The organism is Krasilnikovia sp. MM14-A1259, assembly GCF_047159535.1.
Taxonomy (GTDB): domain Bacteria; phylum Actinomycetota; class Actinomycetes; order Mycobacteriales; family Micromonosporaceae; genus Actinoplanes.
Map to the genome: position 1 here is coordinate 5,572,195 of NZ_BAAGAJ010000002.1, position 16,727 is coordinate 5,588,921.

Genomic DNA, 16,727 nt, shown 5'->3' on the forward strand with positions numbered 1-16,727 from the left:
CTGGTGGCCTTTTCATTTCCGGATGTCGAAGTCCGGGGGTACGGGGCTGCCGGGCACGATGACGAACTCGAGTTCAGCCTTCAGCGGGGCGGTGAGTCCCGGTGCGGTTTCGGGGAGCACGTCTGCGGTCAGCGGGTGTTTGCCGGTCCACGTGTTGGGCAGCACCACGAACGGCACGTCGAATGTTCCGTCGCCGCGCGCCTTCGCGATGGTGGTGCCGGGCATGCCGGTGAGATGGATCTTGGAGGTGCTGTTCGGCGGGAACCCGGCGCCGTGGATCTGGATGACCCGGCCCGCCGGGGTGACCGTGGGCCGGGACGTGAGCGTGGGTGCCACCCCGGAACCGTGCAGGCTGACCGGGAACGTCAGCGTGGCGGCGGGGCCGGCGTACGCGATCGTGAGGACCGCCGGGCGATCCCCGACCGCGGTGGGCTTGTGCTGCACGTCCACCCGGCAGGTGGCGCCGGGCGCGAGCGTGAGGTTCAGGCACGTGTCCCCGAGAATCCGGTAGTCGCCCGGGAACAGCGTGGCGTCCAGCGCGACCGCGCCCAGCTTCAGCGGGCCGGTGCCGGTGTTGCGGACGGTCACCGACTTGACCGGGCTGGTCTGCAGCACCGGACGGCCCCCGAAGTCCAGGGTGGCCGGGTCGGCCGCGAACACTCCCGGCGGCGCCGGGGGCACGGACGGCGGCACCGACGGCGGCACGGACGGCGGCACGGACGGCGGCACCGACGGTGGCTCGGACGGCGGCTCCGACGGCGCCAGCCCGGCCCCGGTCAGCGACACCGTCAGCGGCGTGTCGCTGCCGTCGAACGTGACCCGCAGCACTCCGGTGCGCGGGCCGCTCGCATCCGGCCGGAAGCGGACCGAGACGATGCACTGCTCGGACGCGTGCAGCACCACGGTCGTGCACGTCTCGCCCGGGAAAACATCGAATCCGGCGCCCTCCACCGTGACCGTACGGACCTGCAGCGGTCCCGCACCCACGTGGGTGAGCGGCACGTCGCGCATTGCCTGCGCACCCAGCGGCACCTGCCCGAAGTCCTGCGGGTCGGCGGCCAGCGCGGGCGCGAACTTGCGGCGGAACACGTCCAGGTGCTTGTTGGTGTCGGCGCCGCCGTCGATGAGGTCGGCCGCGGCAGATCCGTACGCCACCACGGATCCGTTGGCGCTGAGCACCGGGGAGCCGTCCCCGCTGATCACCGGCCACTGCTGCTCGTTGTTGCCCCACTCCATCGACCCGTCGCGGTTGGGGATCAGCAGGCCGCTGTCGCCCGTACCCTCGCAGGGTTGGGTCTTGGTGGCACACCCGACGGACGGCGAGGCCAGCTCGGCGGGCAGGCGGGGCAGCCCGGCCTTCGCGCGGGCGGCGTCGACGACCACGTCGCGGACCACGATGTCGCAGAACGACAGGTCGGCGCCGGTGCCCAGGCAGGAGCCGTCGCGGCCTCCGGCGTCCGTGCCCGTGTGCATGCCCGGCGTCGGCGTCGTGAAGGCGAGGTAGCGGCCGTCCGCGGAGAACGCCGGCTGGGCGCCCTGGCCCGCGCTGCCGTCCGGCTTGCGCGACGCGACCTCCACCGACGGCTGGCCGAACGTGCCGTCGCCGTCCGGGTCGCGGTCGTAGAGCTGCACCGAGAACTTGCCGCCGTCGTTCTGGGCGAACGCGTAGCGGCGGCCGTCGCCGGACAGGGCCGGGGAACTGAACTCGCGCCCGCGCGCGGCGAGCGGCTTGCCGTCGGCGTCCACGTCGAGGCGGGTCAGCTTTCCGGTGTTGACGTCGAAATCCTGGACCGTGGTGGCGAAGGACTCCTCGCCGATCAGGTACCGGGCCACGAACGCGACGTGCGTGCCCTTCGCGCTCATGGCCGAGTCGTTCTGCGCGTACAGCCGGTACGTGCGGTCGTCGACCGTGATGCGGTCCGGGGCCGCCAGGAACGAGCGGTCGTCGGAGGCGGGCTCGACCAGTTTTCCGTCGGTGCCGTGGCGCAGCTCCACGACCTCCACGTAGCCGTGCACCCGGTCGGGTTCCCCGGCGGCCGGTGCCGGCGTCTCCGCCTTCGTCAGCGGTGTGGCGTGTGCCTTCAGCGAGATCGGTGGCAGGCGCTTGAGCGAGATCGGTGGCAGCGTCGGCGCGGATGTCGACGGATCCGGCTCGGGGGCCGGTGAACTGGGCGGCGTCGACGGGCCCGTGTCGCCCGACGGCGGGTAGTACGGCTGTGGCGGGACGTCGTACGAGATGCGCCGGCCGTCGCCGGACAGGTGCGGGTTGCTCGGGTCCGTCTCGCCGCGGCTCACGTCCGTGAACCGGCAGGTGTTGTCCAGTTCACCGTCGCCGTCCGGGTCGCGGTCACAGACCACGATCGCGTGACCGTCGATGTTCCCGACGATGTTGTTCGCGTCCGTACGGAACGCCACGAACCGTCCGTCGTCCGAGATGGACGGCTGGGTGCTGTTGCCCCGGGCGGGCACGACCGTCGGCGGCCCCGTGTCGGAGTCCTGGCGCAGGCCGTGGGAGATCAGCGTGGTCGTGCCGAGCTGGGTGTCGCGGACGTAGACGTCGGCGTCGGGGCCCGGCTCCGGCAGATCGTGCGACGAGTCCTGGGACGTGCTGAGCTTGTCCACCGGGTCGAACGGCTCGTCCGTCGTGAACGCCACGTACCGGCCGTCCGCGGAGATGGCGGGCTCGTTGCTGTCGTGACGGGACTGCTCGCCCTTGTTGCCGACCGAGATCCGCTGCGTGCCCGAACCGGTCTCGGCAGCGGCCGAGTCGTTCGCGAACGTCAGGCCCGCCACCACCGCCGCGGTGGCGAGCGCGGCGGCCAGCCCGCCGGCCAGCATCATCCGGTGAACCTGAGCACGCTGCCTGGGCACGGCGTCTCCTCGCAGTCTGGGTGAGCCGACGCTACGGAAGTACACATGAGACGCTGCAGTGCTGCGGGGCGACCTGCGGGGCAGCGCCGGTTGCCCTTTGGGGCTGCCGGGTGCGCCCGGCCGGGTACCCCCGCGAGCGTCCCGCTCCCACGCTTGCCGCCGCACACTTCTGCGCCATGGGAGTGTCAGTGGCATTGAGCGCCGAGTCGCTCGAGGTGGTCCCGGGCGAGGAGGCCGTGTGCGCCGTAACCGTGCGCAACACCGGCACCGTCATCGACCAGATCACCATGGACGTGGTCGGACCGGCGGCGGCCTGGTCGGTGGTCGAGCCGGCCGTTCTCAACCTGTACCCGGGTGACGTCGGCGAGATACGGGTGCACCTGCGGCCGCCGCGTGCCTCCCAGCCGGGCGCGGGCAAGCTGCGGTACGGCGTACGGGCCACGTCGCTGGAGGACCCGAAGGGGTCGGCGACGGCCGAAGGGGTTCTCGAGATCGCGCCGTTCACGGAGCTGCGCGTCAAGCTCGTACCGCAGATCTCCCGGGGCAGCCGCAAGGGCAAGCACAAGATCGACGTGTCCAACCTGGGCAACGTCGCGGTCGGCACGCAGATCGGTGCGGTGGACCCGGACGACGCGCTGACCTTCGACGTACCGCGGCCGGCCGTGGTCGCGTCACCCGGCGTGGTCACGCAGGCCAAGCTCACCGCGGTGCCGCGCCGCAAGTTCTGGACCGGCAAGCAGCAGACCAAACCGTTCCAGGTCGTGGTGCAGCCCGAGCGCGGACCGGCCAGCACGGTCGACGGTACGTTCGAGCAGGACCCGATCGTGCCGCGCTGGGCGGCTGCGACCGCGATCGCCGCGCTCGCGCTGGCCGTGGTGCTCGCCGGCCTCTGGTTCACGCTGGTCAAGCCCGCGGTCCACTCGGCGGCCACCGAGGCGGTGGATGCCGCGGCGTCGAAGGCCGCCGCGGAGTCGGGTACGGACAACGGCGGCGGCTCCTCGTCCGGCGCCGCATCGGACGTGTCCGCGTCGCCGTCGCCGTCGACGTCGGCCCCCGCCAAGCCGGCGAAGAAGCCCGAGCCCGGCTCGCCGGGTAACCCGCTGCTGGTGTCCACGGCGTTCCGCATCCAGACCAGCGCGAAGCCGGGTGACAAGTACCAGCTCTTCAAGTTCCCGGATCAGCCGGCCAACAAGCCGCTCGACGTCACCGACCTGCAGCTGCAGAACGGGGCCTCGGACACCGGGTTCCTGGAGATCCGCCGGGGCACCGAGGTGGTCTACTCGGCCGGTCTGGACAACTTCCGCGACCTCAGCCTGCCGTTCGTGACGCCGATCCGGTTCGCGAAGGGGCAGAAGGTCATCGTGGCGATCCAGTGCCTCAACCCGGCGCCGGAGAAGCGGCCCTGCACCGCCGCGGTGACCGTGTCCGGCAAGACGTCCTGAGCACAGCGCGTCGCCCGGGGTTGGCACACCCCCGGGCGACGCGTTCGTTCACCTCAGGTTCAGATCAGGCCCTCACGCAGGGCGTAGGCGACGGCGTGCGAACGGTTGCGCAACTGCAGGCGGGTGGTGACGTCGTGCAGCACTGTCTTGATCGTGCGCTGCGAGTACGACAGCCGGTGCGCGATCTCCGCCGTGTCGAGGCCGTCCGCGACCAGGCGCAGCACCTCCACCTCGCGGTCCGCGAGCACCGCGAACGACAGCCCGCGCGGCGCCAGCACCTGTCGCTGGAGCTGCCCGACCTGGTTGAGCAGCCGGCTCAGCAGATCCGGGGGGACGGCCGCCTCCCCGGCGGCGGCGGAGCGGATGACCGCCACCAGCCGCTCCGGGGTCGCCTCGGCACGTCGGACCAGCGCGGCCACCCCGGCCTCGATCGCCGCGACCAGCGCCGCATCGTCCAGTTCGACCACCACGAGGACCACGCTGGTCCCGCGCTGCCGCAGGGTGCGGATGGCGCGCAGCGCCGCCTCGCCGACCCGGTCCGCGACAACCAGCGACACCGTCGCATCCTCGACGTCCCCCGAATCCAGCACTCGGACCTCGGGCCGCGGTCGCAACTGACTGGCGACCCCCGCCCGTGATATCGGGTCGTCAGCGTGGATGTAGGTCGTGATGCGTTCCATGGCTAGTTCCTTCCATGCCCGCCCCCACGGCAAGGCGCGCAAAGAGTGCCGCGGCCTGCTCACCACCCAATCAACAGGGACTCAACGGCCACTTCTCCGTGGTTGCACAATGGCTTTCCGTGATGTGACCGAGACCCCTTCCTTCGCATCGTGAAGCGTCCTGACCTGCACATTTGAATGCGTCTATGGCTGCCTGACCGCACCCTCTGTCACATCGACGACGAGCGCTGCCGTGAACGAGAAATCATCCGTTCGGCCGATGCGCTGACTGGCCTCACGGGTGGGCGCGACCTCGGCAAACCGGTCGCCGCCATACCAGATCGATTCCCTTCGTACGGGTCGTCCACAGCGCCGCCGGTTGTCCACAGGACCGCGGTCCACGCCTTGAACGGCACCGCCCGGCCCCGGGACCGTGTGGCAACCAACCCGCCGCCGCTGGAGGCCGTGATGCGCGCCCCAACCTCCGTCCGCTCCGGACCCCGCCTGCCGCTCGTGATCACGGGCGATCCGGACCTGCTCGACGATCTGCTCCGCCTGGCCGCGGCCGGCGGCACCGAGGTCGACGTGGCACCCGACCCGGCCGCCGCCCGGCCCCGCTACTGCGCCGCGCCGCTCGTGTTCATCGGCGCCGACCAGGCCACACCATGCCTGCGAGCCCGGCTGCCCCGCCGCCCACGAGTGGTCATCGTCGGCCGTACCCAGGTCGCCGAAACCGCCTGGGAGGTCGCCGAGATGCTCGGCGCCGAGCACGTGGCGGCGCTGCCCGCGGCCGAGCCGTGGCTCGTCGACCGCTTCGCCGAACGCCACCACCCCGACGCCGGCCGCGTCCTGGCCGTCATCGGCGGTCGCGGCGGCGCAGGCGCCAGCATCCTCGCCGGTGGCCTCGCGGTCACCGCGGTCGGCCGCGGTCTGCGGACGCTGCTGGTCGACGCCGATCCGCTCGGCGGCGGACTCGATCTGGTCCTGGGCTGGGAGCAGGTCGACGGCCTGCGCTGGCCCGCCCTTGCCGGCGCCGACGGCCGGGTCGACCCGCCCGCGCTGCTGCGCGCCCTGCCCCACCGCGGCGACCTCGTGCTGCTCTCGTTCGCCCGCGACGAGCCACCCGCCGTGCCCGGCGAGGCCATGGCCGCCACCCTCGACGCCGCCCGCCGCGGCCGCGACACGATCATCACCGACCTCCCGCGCCGCCTGGACGACGCGGCCACCCTCGCGTTGCAGGCCGCCGACCGGGCGCTCATCGTGGTCCCCGCCGAGTTGCGGGCCACCGCCGCCGCGGCCCGCGTCGCCGCCGACGTCGCCGTGCACTGCGATCAGCTCGCCGTGGTGGTCCGCGGCCCCGCACCCGGGCGGCTCAAGGCCCGTGAGATCGCCGGCGCGCTGGGCCTGCCCCTGGCCGGTGCGCTGCGCCCCGAGCCACACCTCTGCCAGGCCCTCGAACGCGGCGAGGCCCCCGCCGCCGACGGCCGCGGCCCCCTCGCCGACCTGTGCCGCCGCCTGCTCGACGAGCTCATGGCCGGGGCCCACACCGGGGCAGCCGCATGACGGCGCGCCACGCGACTGGGCCGGTGACCGGCACCGGCGGCCCGCACCCACCCACCGCCATCACCGAACGGGTCCGCCGCCACTTCGCCACCGCCGGTGTCGAAGCCACCCCCGCTGCGGTCGTCACCGCGATCCGGGGCGAACCGGCCGCCGCGGTGCTCGGCGACACCACCGTGCTCCGCCTCGCCGACCAGGTGCACGACCACCTCGTCGGTGCCGGCCCGCTCGCTCCGCTGCTCGGCGACAGCCAGGTCACCGACGTGCTCGTGAACGCCCGCCAGGTGTGGGTCGACCGCGGCCGCGGCCTGCAACGGGTGGCGGTCGACGTCGGCGACGAGGACGACGTGCGCCGTCTCGCCCAGCGGCTCGCTGCCGCGTGCGGCCGACGGCTCGACGACGGCCGGCCGTACGCCGACGCCCGGCTGCCCGACGGGACCCGGCTGCACGCCGTGCTCCCGCCGGTCGCGACGGGCGGGCCGTACCTTTCGCTGCGCACGTTCCGGCACCGCCCGTACGGCCTCGCCGAACTGGTCGAGCAGGGCACGGTGCCGGCCGCGGTTGCCCCGGTGCTCGCGGCGCTGGTGGCGGCCCGGCTGGCGTACCTGGTGGTCGGCGGCACCGGTAGCGGCAAGACGACAATGCTCGGCACCTTGCTGGGCCTGGTCCCGCCGACCGAGCGGATCGTGTTGGTCGAGGACGCCGCCGAGCTGCGCCCGGTGCACCCGCACGTCGTCGGGCTGCAGGCCCGCACGTCCAACGTCGAGGGTGTCGGCGCCGTGGACCTGACCGAGCTGGTGCGCCAGGCGCTGCGCATGCGCCCCGACCGGCTCGTCGTCGGCGAGTGCCGCGGCGCCGAAGTCGTGGACCTGCTCGCTGCACTGAACACCGGCCACGACGGCGGGGCGGGCACGCTGCACGCCAACACCCCTGCCGACGTGCCCGCGCGCCTGGAGGCCCTCGGCATGCTGGGTGGCCTGCCCCGGGCCGCGCTGCACGCCCAGGTGCTGGCCGCAATCCAGGCTGTCCTGCACGTCCGGCGTACGCCCGCCGGGCGCGTACTGGAGTCCGTCAGCGTGCTGCTGCCCGCGGGCGAGGACCGTCTGGCGACCGTGGTTCCGGCGTGGCGGCGGGGCCACGGCGCCGGACCGGGCGCGGCCGTACTGGTCCGGCTGCTCGCCGAGCGTGGTTGCGGCGTACCGGCGGTGCTGGCCAACGCAGTGCAGGCACGCCCGCGGCGCCCGCAGACCGCCCCGCCGATGGCTGGGCGGGGCCTGGCATGAGGGTCGCAGGGTCCCTCCTGACCGCCTGTCTCGTCGCCGGTGCGCTGGCCGCGGCGTGGCCCACGGTGCGCCCGGCCAGAACCCGCCTGCGAGTAGCGGGGGGTTCGGCGTCCCCTCCGGTCCCGCTCGGATCCGCCGTTGCGGATCTTGGGCGTGCCCTTCGGCCGCGGCTGGCGAAGCTCGCGGATCGTCCCCGGCACGCCGTGACGGTCGCCGCGGGGATCGCCGCGGTCGTGGGCTGGACCCTCGCGGGCGTGGTCGCCGGATGCGCGGCGGCCGTGTACGCGGGGCTGGCATGCCGGGCGCTGACCCGCAGCACGGCCAGGCGGCGGTCCGCGGCCGGACGTGCCCGCGCGTTGGACGACCTGTGTGCGCTTGCGGCCGACCTCCGAGCCGGACTGCCACCCGCTGTGGCCGCGGGAGGCGTACCGTTCGCCGGCCCATTCGCTGCCGACGATGCCCTGGCCGCGACGGCCCCCTCCGATCAAGTCCGGCGGCTGGTGCGGGTCGCCGGTCGGGATTGGGCAACAGGCAGAGACGCGGCCCGTGCGGGCTGTTGGCCCGGTGGTGATCCCGGGCAGCGGCGCCTGGCGGAGCTGACCGGCGCGGTGTGGCGTCTGGCCGAGCGCACCGGAGCGCCCGCCGCCGATCTGGTCGAACGCATCGAGGCCGACGCCCGAGCCGGGGACCGGGCCCGCGCCTCCGCAGCCGCGCAAGCCGCTGGCGCCCAGGCCACGGCCGTACTGCTGGCGGTGCTGCCGCTGGGCGGCATCGCCCTCGGCTATGCGATCGGCGCCGATCCCGTACAGGTGCTGCTGCACACCCCGCTCGGTGGGGCGTGCGCGCTGGCGGCAGCCGCGCTGCAGTGCGCCGGCCTGCTCTGGGCCGACCGCTTGGCAACAGGCCATCGCGATGACTCTGCGGGGCAATGGGCATGACGCGTGATGAGCCGAGTCGCGGGATGGGCCGGACGCATGATGAGCCGGGCGGCGCGATGGGTCTGACGTCTGATGAGTCGGGCCGCGCGACGAGGCGGCGCCCGCGAGACCCGCGGCTGCTGCTCGCGGTGGCTTCCGGCCTCGGCGCTGCCGGTCTCGTCGGGTCACGGTGGGGCCTGCCCCTCGGCGTGGTCCTCGGGGTAGTGGTGGACCAGTTCCTCCGCCGCCGCCAGCCCGCGGCGGTGCGTGCCGCACGGTCGCGAGCCGTGTCCGACCTGCCGCTGTGCGCGGACCTGCTCGCGGCGGCGCTGCGGGCCGGCGCTCCGGCAGACAGGGCGGCCGAGGCCGTGGCGGCCGCCCTCGGTGGCCCATTGGGAGAGCGGCTGGCATGCACGGCCCGATCCTTGCGACTCGGCGCCGACCCGCCCGAGGCGTGGGCCCATCTGTCCGACGTGGCCGGTGCCCAGCGCCTGATCAGTGCCGCGATCCGCACCAGCTCCAGCGGCGGTGCACTCGCCGGTGCGCTCGTGCGGCTCGCCGACGATCTGCGCGCCGACCGTGCCACCGCCGCGGAGGCGTCGGCCCGGCGGGCGGGCGTGCTCATCGTCCTGCCATTGGGGCTGTGTTTCTTGCCGGCCTTCGTGCTCGCCGGTCTGGTGCCGGTGGTGGTCGCCGTCCTCGGCGACGTGCTCTGACAAACAAGCAAAGGAGTGGAGGGGACAAGAATGCGCAGACTGATCGCCCGGTTCCGGGGTGACGACGGGATGAACACCGCCGAGTACGCGGTCGGCACGTTGGCCGCGGTCGCGTTCGCCGGCATCCTGCTCAAGGTGCTGACGAGCGGCAACGTCCAGGCGGCGCTGACCGCGGTCATCGACCGGGCCCTGAAGTGACGACGCGCCGGTGGCCCGGCCGTGACCGGGGCTCCTTCACCGCCGAGCTCGCGGCCGGGCTGCCGGCGCTCATGCTGCTCCTGTTCGCCGGGCTCACCGCCGTCGGGGCGGTGACGATGCAGTCCCAATGCGTGGACGCGGCCCGCGAGGGTGCCATCGCCGCGGCCCGTGGTGAGTCCGGGGCGGTGGCGGCCGCCCGGGTCGCGCCCACGGGGTCCACCGTGGACGTACGCGTCGACGGTGACACGGTCGCCGTCATGGTGGCCGCTCACGTTCGCGTTCTCGGGAACAACCTGCCGGTCCTCATGGTGCGCGCGTCCGCGGTCGCCGCACGCGAGCCCGACGACACCGGGGAAATCCCGTGACACCAACAGTTTCGAGCCGTCGCCCACCGCGGGACGGCGGAGCGGCGTCGCTGCTGATCCTGGCGATCGGGCTCACCCTGGTCGCGGCTGGGCTTGCCGGTGCCGCGGTCGGGGCGGCTCGGGTCGGTCGGCACGAGGCGCGCACGGCTGCCGATCTGGGCGCGCTCGCCGGGGCGGCGCGGGCGGCCGAGGGCACGGCGGCGGCCTGCGCCGAAGCGGCGCGCTTCGTGACCGCCAATGGGGCCAGGCTCCGCTCGTGCCTGGTCGAGGGCCTGGAGATCGTCGTGCGGGCCGAGGTGACCGTGACACCGCTGCCCGGGCTGACGCGGCACGCCTCGGCGGCGGCCCGCGCCGGGCCGGTAGATCAGGCGGCGCTCAAACCCGCGGGAGTGTCAGTTCGGCAGGATGCCGGGGTCGGCCGGATCCGGCAGGGCGCCCAGGACCGCGTCCAGGAGGGCCACCGCAGCGTCCTTGGCGAGCGGATTGTTGCCGTTGCCGCACTTCGGCGACTGCACGCAGGACGGGCACCCGCTCTCGCACCCGCACGACGCGATCGCCGCGCGCGTGGCGCGCAGCCATGCGGCGGCCGTTCCGTACGCCCGCTCCGCGAAGCCCGCCCCGCCGGGATGTCCGTCGTAGACGAAGACGGTGGGTGCCTCGGTGTCGGCGTGGTTCGCGGTCGACAGGCCACCGATGTCCCAGCGGTCGCACGTCGCCATCAGCGGCAGCAGGCCGATCGCGGCGTGTTCGGCGGCGTGCAGTGCACCCGGCACGTCGGCCGTCGCCACCCCCGCCGCGGCGAGTTCCTGCGGGGAGATGGTGAACCACACGGCCACGGTGCGCAGCTCGCGGACGGGCAGATCCAGCGGTCTGGTGTCGATGACTTCACCGGTGCCGATGCGGCGCCGCTGGTACGACACGACCTGGCTGGTCACGTCCACGTCGCCGAGGAACAACCCGACCGGGCCTGCGTCCACGTACGCGCGGACCTCCGCCACCGACAGCGTCGTGACGTCGCGGGCATGGGTGGAGAAGTCCGGTTCGGCAGCGTGGACCAACGCCACCGCGTCGTCCAGGTCCAGCTCGTCCACCACGTACGACACGCCCTGGTGCAGGTGGACCGCGCCGGTGTGCAGCTGCAGATGCGCCGATGCCGGGTCGACCATGCCGAGCAGGCGTCCAGTCGCCGACTCGACCACCGCGATCGGGGCGCCTCCGGTGCCGCGCAGATCCACGTCCGGGCGTCCGCGATGGGTCCAGTACCAGCCGGACGGGCGGCGCCGGAGGGTTCCCGCATCGGTCAGCGCCGCGACCGCTTCCTGCGCCGGGCGACCGCCGAACAGCTCCAGGTCATCCGGGGTCAGTGCGGCCTCGGACGCGGCGCAGCACAGTTGCGGTCCCAGCACGTACGGGTTCGTGGGGTCCAGGACGGTTGCCTCGACCGGGCGTCCGAAAAGCGCCTCCGGATGATGCACGAGGTACGTGTCCAGCGGATCGTCGCGGGCCACCAGGACGGCCAGCGCCTCCCCTCCGCTACGGCCCGCCCGGCCCGCCTGCTGCCACAGCGACGCCCGGGTGCCCGGGTAACCGCAGATCAGCACGGCGTCGAGGCCCACCAGGTCGACGCCGAGCTCCAGCGCGTTCGTGGAGGCGAGCGCCAGCAGCTCGCCGGAGAGCAGCGCGCGTTCGATGGCACGCCGGTCCTCGCGCAGATAGCCCCCACGGTAGGCGGCCACCCGGGCGCCCAGTCCGGGCTCGGCCTCGTCGAGTGCCCGCCGCGCCATGGCCGCGACCACCTCTGCGCCGCGCCGGGACCGGACGAACGCCAGTGTGCGGGTGCCCGCCACCACCGCGTCAGTGAGCAGGTCGGCGGCCTCCCGCAGGGCCGAACGCCGGACCGGCGGCAACTCCACGTCGACGTCCTCGCCGCCCCAGGGCACGCTCACCGCGCCCGGGTCCGGCGGCAGCAGCGGCGGTTCCCACAACGCGAACGTCACCGCCCCGCGCGGGGAGGCGTCCTCGGTGACGGCCTCCACGGGCAGCCCGGTGAGCCGCGACGCGGTGTCCGCCGGATCCCCGGACGTGGCGGAGGCGAGCACGAAGGTCGGCCGGCTGCCGTACTGGGCCGCGGCCCGCCGCAGCCGGCGCAGTACGTGCGCCACGTGCGAGCCGAACACCCCCCGGTAGGTGTGGCACTCGTCGATCACCACGTACGTGAGCCTGCGGAGGAAGACCCCCCACCGCGCGTGGCCCGGAAGCAATGCGTGGTGCAGCATGTCCGGGTTCGTCAGCACGAACCGCGAGTGCTGACGGATCCACTCCCGCTCCTCACGCGGGGTGTCGCCGTCGTAGGTGGCGGGGCGGACCCCGTCGAGGCCGAGCCGGGTGATCGCGCGCAGCTGATCCGCCGCCAGGGCCTTGGTGGGCGACAGGTACAGCACGGTCGCGCGCTGATCGTCGAGCAGCGCGGTCAGTGCGGGCAGCTGGTACGCCAGGCTCTTGCCGGACGCCGTGCCGGTGGCCAGGACGACGTGCGTACCCGCGTGGGCCAGCTCGGCGGCCGCCGCCTGGTGCTCCCACGGCGCGGTGATTCCGCGTTCGGCCAAGGCGTCGCGCAGCGTGGCCGGGGTCCAGGACGGCCATGGCGCGGGACGGCCCGCCCGGGCGGGAACCCGCTCGACGTGGGTGACCGGTGATGTGGCGCCGCCGTCGGGATGCGCCCCGGAGGTGCGCTGCCGGAGCCGATGCAGCAGCTCTGCAGGCCGCAGCGCCGGTGACCCGGGTACGGCGACAGGCGCTGCCGCCGGTGACCCGGATCTGGCGACGGGCGCTGCCGGCCCGGTGGGGACGGCGCGGGCGGTGGTCACGTAATGCACTCTGTCACCGGTGTGCCCCGAACCTCAAACGGGTACGCCGGTGGGTGCCATGCGTGGCCCTATGGTCGGCGGTGGTTAGATTCGCTGGGGGAGATCGGCTGGGTGGGGCAGGCCCCGGCGGGAGGAGGACCGATGGAGCTGTCGCTGGCGACCCGGACCATCGCCGAGCACACGGTGCTCGAGGTGGGCGGAGAGGTCGACGTCTACACGGCTCCCCGGTTGCGGGAACGGCTGGTCGAGCTGGTCGATGGCGGGGCCCGCAACGTCGTCGTGGATCTGGGCCGGGTCGACTTTCTCGACTCCACCGGTCTCGGCGTCCTGGTGGGCGCGCTCAAGCGGCTGCGCGCGGCCAGTGGCACGTTCGGCCTGGTCTGCGCCAAGGAGCCGTTGCTGAAGATCTTCCGGATCACCGCGCTCGACCAGGTGTTCCCGATCTTTCCGTCGGTCGAGGCGGCCACCTCGACGGCGCCGGGCGAGCCTCGCGGCAGCGGTCCGACGGCGTGATGGCGACAGTACGGCTGTCCTTCTCACCCGCGCCGGTGCACGTCCGGACGGCCCGGCTGGTCGGTGTGGCGGTGGCTCGGCGGGCGGGGGTGGCCGAGGAGCTGCTGGACGAGGTCCGGCTCGCGATCGGTGAGGCGTGTACCCGGGCGGTCGCCCTGCACCGCCAGTACGGCCTGCCCGACCTCGTGATGGTGGAGATGTCCGATTCGGACTCGTATGCCGTGAGCGTGATCGACCGCGCCCCGATCGAGGCCAGCGTGGGCCTGGCCAAGCTGCCGCCCGACGAGCTCGCCGACGAGTCGCTGACCGACGAGGCACTGACGACCGGCGTGGGTTTCGCGCTGCTCGCCGGCTTCGTCGACGATCTCCAGGTGCGTCCTGTCGAGGAGGGCGCGGGCACGGAGGTCCGCATGGTCTGGCCACTCCAGCGCCGCTGACCGCGAGCGCCGCGAAACCCGCGAGCGCCGCGAAAACCCCCGAGGGGCACGTAACCCGCGAGCGGCACGTAATCCCCGGGCGCCGCGAAACTCGCCACCGCTGCGCGATTGCCGGTGTTTGCCGGGCTCAACACGGAATACCACGAGCGGGCGGATCTTGCCTGGTGCGGCGAGTCGTCCGCCGATTGGCCGTACATATCGCCTAAAAAGGACACGCACAAGAAACCGCTGAAAAGTGCGGACCCGACAGCCTACCCATGTCCGGCTTCGCTAACACAGCGGTAAACATCACCACGACACGGCCGGGTCTGGGTGTGACCGCCACCACCACTGGCCTATAAAGTACGCGAGTTATCAGCACCTGCTCCTGGTCCCGCGTCCGCGGGGCCCAGTTGTCGTCTCCCCCGCGCGGGGATGCGCCTGGCGGTTTCGTCCGCCGCCGGGCGCGCTCGGTGTAACAGGAGGACATTGATGTCCGGAACCTCCCCATCCCTCGCCGCGGAGAGCGGCGCGGTATCCCTCAGCGGTGACAACCTCACCTACGTCATCGTCGCGGTGGCCTTCGCGTTGGTGGCGTTGGGTTTCGCCGCGGCGTTCGTCAGGTCGGTGCTCGCCGCCGGCCGCGGTACCACCAACATGCAGGAGATCGCGGGCGCGGTGCAGGAAGGCGCTTCGGCGTACCTGTTCCGCCAGTTCAAGACGCTCGCGATCTTCGTCGTTCTCGCGGTCGTGCTGTTGTTCCTGCTGCCGGTGCACAACACCGGAAGCGAGGTCGCGGTAAGGATCGGCCGGTCGCTGTTCTTCATCGTCGGCGCGATCTTCAGCTCGTTCATCGGCGGCGCCGGCATGGCGCTGGCGACCCGCGCGAACCTGCGGGTGGCCGCGGCGGCCGGTGAGTCCGGTGGCCGGGAGAAGGCCATGGGCATCGCGTTCCGCACGGGCGGCGTGGTCGGCTTCCTCACGGTCGGCCTGGGCCTGTTCGGCGCGGCACTGGTCGTGCTGATCTACCGCGAGGACGCGCCGACCGTCCTGGAGGGCTTCGGTTTCGGCGCCGCCCTGCTCGCCATGTTCATGCGGGTCGGCGGCGGCATCTTCACCAAGGCCGCCGACGTCGGCGCCGACCTGGTCGGCAAGGTGGAGCAGGGCATCCCCGAGGACGATCCGCGCAACGCGGCCACCATCGCGGACAACGTGGGCGACAATGTCGGTGACTGCGCCGGCATGGCAGCCGACCTGTTCGAATCGTACGCGGTCACCCTGGTCGCGGCACTGATCCTCGGCCAGGCCGCGTTCGGTCAGGACGGTCTGATCTTCCCGCTGATCGTCTCCACGATCGGTGTGGTCATCGCGATCGTCGGTGTCTTCATCACCCGCCTGCGCGCCTCGGACCGCAACGGTCTGACCGCCATCAACCGGGCGTTCTACATCTCCGCGCTGCTGTCCGCGATCCTGGTCGCGGTGGTCAGCTTCGCGTACCTGCCGGCGAGCTTCGGCGACTTCGGCGGGATCGCGGCGGGTGTCGCCGAGAGCGGCCGCAACCCGCGGTACGTGGCGATCGGCGCCGTGGTCATCGGCATCGTGCTGGCCGCCGCGATCCAGGCCCTGACCGGCTACTTCACCGAGACGAACCGCCGTCCCGTGCAGGACATCGGCAAGTCCTCGCAGACCGGCGCGGCCACGGTCGTGCTGGCCGGCATCAGCGTCGGCCTGGAATCGGCCGTGTACTCGGCGCTGCTGATCGGTGCCGGGGTGTTCGGCGCGTACCTGCTCGGCGGCTCGTCGATCACCCTGTCGCTGTTCGCGGTGGCGCTCGCGGGCACGGGCCTGCTCACCACGGTCGGCGTCATCGTCGCGATGGACACGTTCGGCCCGATCTCCGACAACGCGCAGGGCATCGCGGAGATGTCCGGCGACGTCGACGAGCAGGGCGCGCGCATCCTCACGGAGCTCGACGCGGTCGGCAACACCACCAAGGCGATCACCAAGGGCATCGCCATCGCCACGGCCGTGCTCGCGGCGACCGCGCTGTTCGGCTCGTACACGAACACCCTCGCGTCGTCGCTGGCCGACGCCGGGATCAAGGCGGACCGAGTGGGCGCTGAGATCCTCGGCCTGCTGAACATCAGCAACCCGCGCAACCTGGTCGGCCTGCTGGTGGGCGCCGCGGTGGTGTTCCTCTTCTCCGGTCTGGCCATCAACGCGGTGTCCCGGTCCGCGGGCGCGGTCGTGATGGAGGTGCGCCGTCAGTTCCGCGAGTTCCCCGGCATCATGGACCGCACCCAGCGCCCCGAGTACGGCCGCGTGGTCGACATCTGCACCCGGGACGCGCAGCGCGAACTGATGACCCCCGGCCTGCTGGCCATCATGGCGCCGATCGCGGTCGGATTCGGGCTCGGCGCGGGCGCGCTCGCGTCGTACCTGGCCGGGGCGATCGGCGCGGGCACCCTCATGGCGGTGTTCCTGGCCAACTCCGGCGGTTCGTGGGACAACGCGAAGAAGCTGGTCGAGGACGGCGCGTACGGCGGCAAGGGCTCCGACTCCCACGCCGCCACGGTGATCGGCGACACGGTCGGTGACCCGTTCAAGGACACCGCAGGCCCGGCCATCAACCCGCTGCTCAAGGTGATGAACCTGGTGTCGCTGCTGATCGCGCCCGCCGTGGTGACGCTCAGCGTCGGCACGGACAAGAACACCCCGGTCCGGATCATCCTCGCGGTCGCCGCGGCGCTGGTCATCGTATCCGCGGTGGTCTTCAGCAAGCGCAAGCCGATCTCGATGGGGGACAGCCCGGCGGCCGGCGACGGCGCCGAGGCCGACACCCCGGCGAAGGTCAACGCCTGATCCGGAAAACCACAGGTACGGGGGCATCCGACGGGTGCCCCCGTACCGTGTCCCACCC

At 73.0% G+C, this 16,727-nt stretch carries 13 protein-coding genes and 1 pseudogene; 11 read left to right on the top strand and 3 right to left on the bottom strand.

Annotated features, from left to right (window positions below):
* Nucleotides 1–12: 12 nt before the first annotated feature.
* A complete protein-coding gene (locus ACMCNK_RS25200) occupies nt 13–2,871 on the bottom strand; it encodes a choice-of-anchor D domain-containing protein (protein ID WP_412738842.1) in 2,859 nt (952 codons plus the stop codon).
* Nucleotides 2,872–3,047: 176 nt separating this feature from the next.
* Here ACMCNK_RS25200 and ACMCNK_RS25205 point away from each other — a divergent pair, with 176 nt between their 5' ends.
* Nucleotides 3,048–4,313, top strand: coding sequence for a hypothetical protein (locus ACMCNK_RS25205; RefSeq protein WP_412738843.1), 1,266 nt, complete (start codon nt 3,048–3,050; stop codon nt 4,311–4,313).
* A gap of 59 nt (nt 4,314–4,372) precedes the next feature.
* Here the strand turns inward: ACMCNK_RS25205 and ACMCNK_RS25210 are convergent, their stop codons facing one another.
* The gene (locus ACMCNK_RS25210) at nt 4,373–4,993 is read right to left on the bottom strand and encodes a LuxR C-terminal-related transcriptional regulator (RefSeq protein WP_412738844.1); all 621 of its coding nucleotides are present in this window, start codon (nt 4,991–4,993) and stop codon (nt 4,373–4,375) included.
* Between the two features lie 495 nt (nt 4,994–5,488).
* Between ACMCNK_RS25210 and ssd the strand changes: the two genes are divergently transcribed.
* The 7 genes and pseudogenes from ssd to ACMCNK_RS25245 all read left to right on the top strand — a co-directional run.
* Nucleotides 5,489–6,535: a septum site-determining protein Ssd gene (gene ssd / locus ACMCNK_RS25215; protein ID WP_412740982.1), complete on the top strand. Its 1,047-nt coding sequence runs from the start codon at nt 5,489–5,491 to the stop codon at nt 6,533–6,535.
* Nucleotides 6,532–7,815, top strand: coding sequence for a TadA family conjugal transfer-associated ATPase (locus ACMCNK_RS25220; protein ID WP_412738845.1), 1,284 nt, complete (start codon nt 6,532–6,534; stop codon nt 7,813–7,815). Before ssd ends, ACMCNK_RS25220 begins: the two co-directional genes overlap by 4 nt.
* Before the next feature lie 203 nt (nt 7,816–8,018).
* Entirely contained in the window at nt 8,019–8,753 is a 735-nt protein-coding gene (locus tag ACMCNK_RS25225) for a hypothetical protein (protein ID WP_412738846.1), read from the top strand.
* 56 nt (nt 8,754–8,809) lie between these two features.
* Complete coding sequence (locus ACMCNK_RS25230) at nt 8,810–9,448, top strand: type II secretion system F family protein (RefSeq protein ID WP_412738847.1); 639 nt, start codon at nt 8,810–8,812, stop codon at nt 9,446–9,448.
* A 30-nt stretch (nt 9,449–9,478) separates the two neighbouring features.
* On the top strand, nt 9,479–9,646 hold the full coding sequence (locus tag ACMCNK_RS25235; RefSeq protein ID WP_412738848.1) for a DUF4244 domain-containing protein: 168 nt from the start codon (nt 9,479–9,481) through the stop codon (nt 9,644–9,646).
* A complete protein-coding gene (locus ACMCNK_RS25240) occupies nt 9,643–10,011 on the top strand; it encodes a TadE family type IV pilus minor pilin (protein WP_412738849.1) in 369 nt (122 codons plus the stop codon). The genes ACMCNK_RS25235 and ACMCNK_RS25240 overlap by 4 nt, the downstream gene beginning before the upstream one ends.
* A pseudogene (locus ACMCNK_RS25245) lies at nt 10,008–10,358 on the top strand (Rv3654c family TadE-like protein); the annotation flags it as partial. The gene ACMCNK_RS25240 and the pseudogene ACMCNK_RS25245, both read left to right, overlap by 4 nt.
* Before the next feature lie 45 nt (nt 10,359–10,403).
* On the opposite strand, the gene ACMCNK_RS25250 reads toward ACMCNK_RS25245, so the two are convergent.
* A complete protein-coding gene (locus tag ACMCNK_RS25250; protein WP_412740983.1) occupies nt 10,404–12,779 on the bottom strand; it encodes a DEAD/DEAH box helicase in 2,376 nt (791 codons plus the stop codon).
* Between the two features lie 240 nt (nt 12,780–13,019).
* Between ACMCNK_RS25250 and ACMCNK_RS25255 the strand changes: the two genes are divergently transcribed.
* From ACMCNK_RS25255 to ACMCNK_RS25265, 3 genes are all read left to right on the top strand, one after another.
* On the top strand, nt 13,020–13,391 hold the full coding sequence (locus tag ACMCNK_RS25255) for an STAS domain-containing protein (RefSeq protein WP_412738850.1): 372 nt from the start codon (nt 13,020–13,022) through the stop codon (nt 13,389–13,391).
* Complete coding sequence (locus tag ACMCNK_RS25260; protein WP_412738851.1) at nt 13,388–13,828, top strand: ATP-binding protein; 441 nt, start codon at nt 13,388–13,390, stop codon at nt 13,826–13,828. Before ACMCNK_RS25255 ends, ACMCNK_RS25260 begins: the two co-directional genes overlap by 4 nt.
* A 471-nt stretch (nt 13,829–14,299) precedes the next feature.
* Nucleotides 14,300–16,669 (top strand): sodium-translocating pyrophosphatase, encoded by a 2,370-nt coding sequence (locus ACMCNK_RS25265; protein WP_412738852.1) that lies wholly within the window; start codon nt 14,300–14,302, stop codon nt 16,667–16,669.
* Nucleotides 16,670–16,727 lie beyond the last annotated feature (58 nt).

What these genes read in the sequence shown, in the direction of transcription:
- ACMCNK_RS25235 (WP_412738848.1), top strand. Translation starts at nt 9,479, where the DNA reads ATGCGCAGACTGATCGCCCGGTTCCGGGGTGACGACGGGATGAACACC.
- ACMCNK_RS25220 (WP_412738845.1), top strand. Translation starts at nt 6,532, where the DNA reads ATGACGGCGCGCCACGCGACTGGGCCGGTGACCGGCACCGGCGGCCCG.
- ACMCNK_RS25210 (WP_412738844.1), bottom strand. Translation starts at nt 4,993, where the DNA reads ATGGAACGCATCACGACCTACATCCACGCTGACGACCCGATATCACGG.
- ACMCNK_RS25265 (WP_412738852.1), top strand. Translation starts at nt 14,300, where the DNA reads ATGTCCGGAACCTCCCCATCCCTCGCCGCGGAGAGCGGCGCGGTATCC.
- ACMCNK_RS25205 (WP_412738843.1), top strand. Translation starts at nt 3,048, where the DNA reads ATGGGAGTGTCAGTGGCATTGAGCGCCGAGTCGCTCGAGGTGGTCCCG.
- ACMCNK_RS25230 (WP_412738847.1), top strand. Translation starts at nt 8,810, where the DNA reads ATGGGTCTGACGTCTGATGAGTCGGGCCGCGCGACGAGGCGGCGCCCG.
- ACMCNK_RS25255 (WP_412738850.1), top strand. Translation starts at nt 13,020, where the DNA reads ATGGAGCTGTCGCTGGCGACCCGGACCATCGCCGAGCACACGGTGCTC.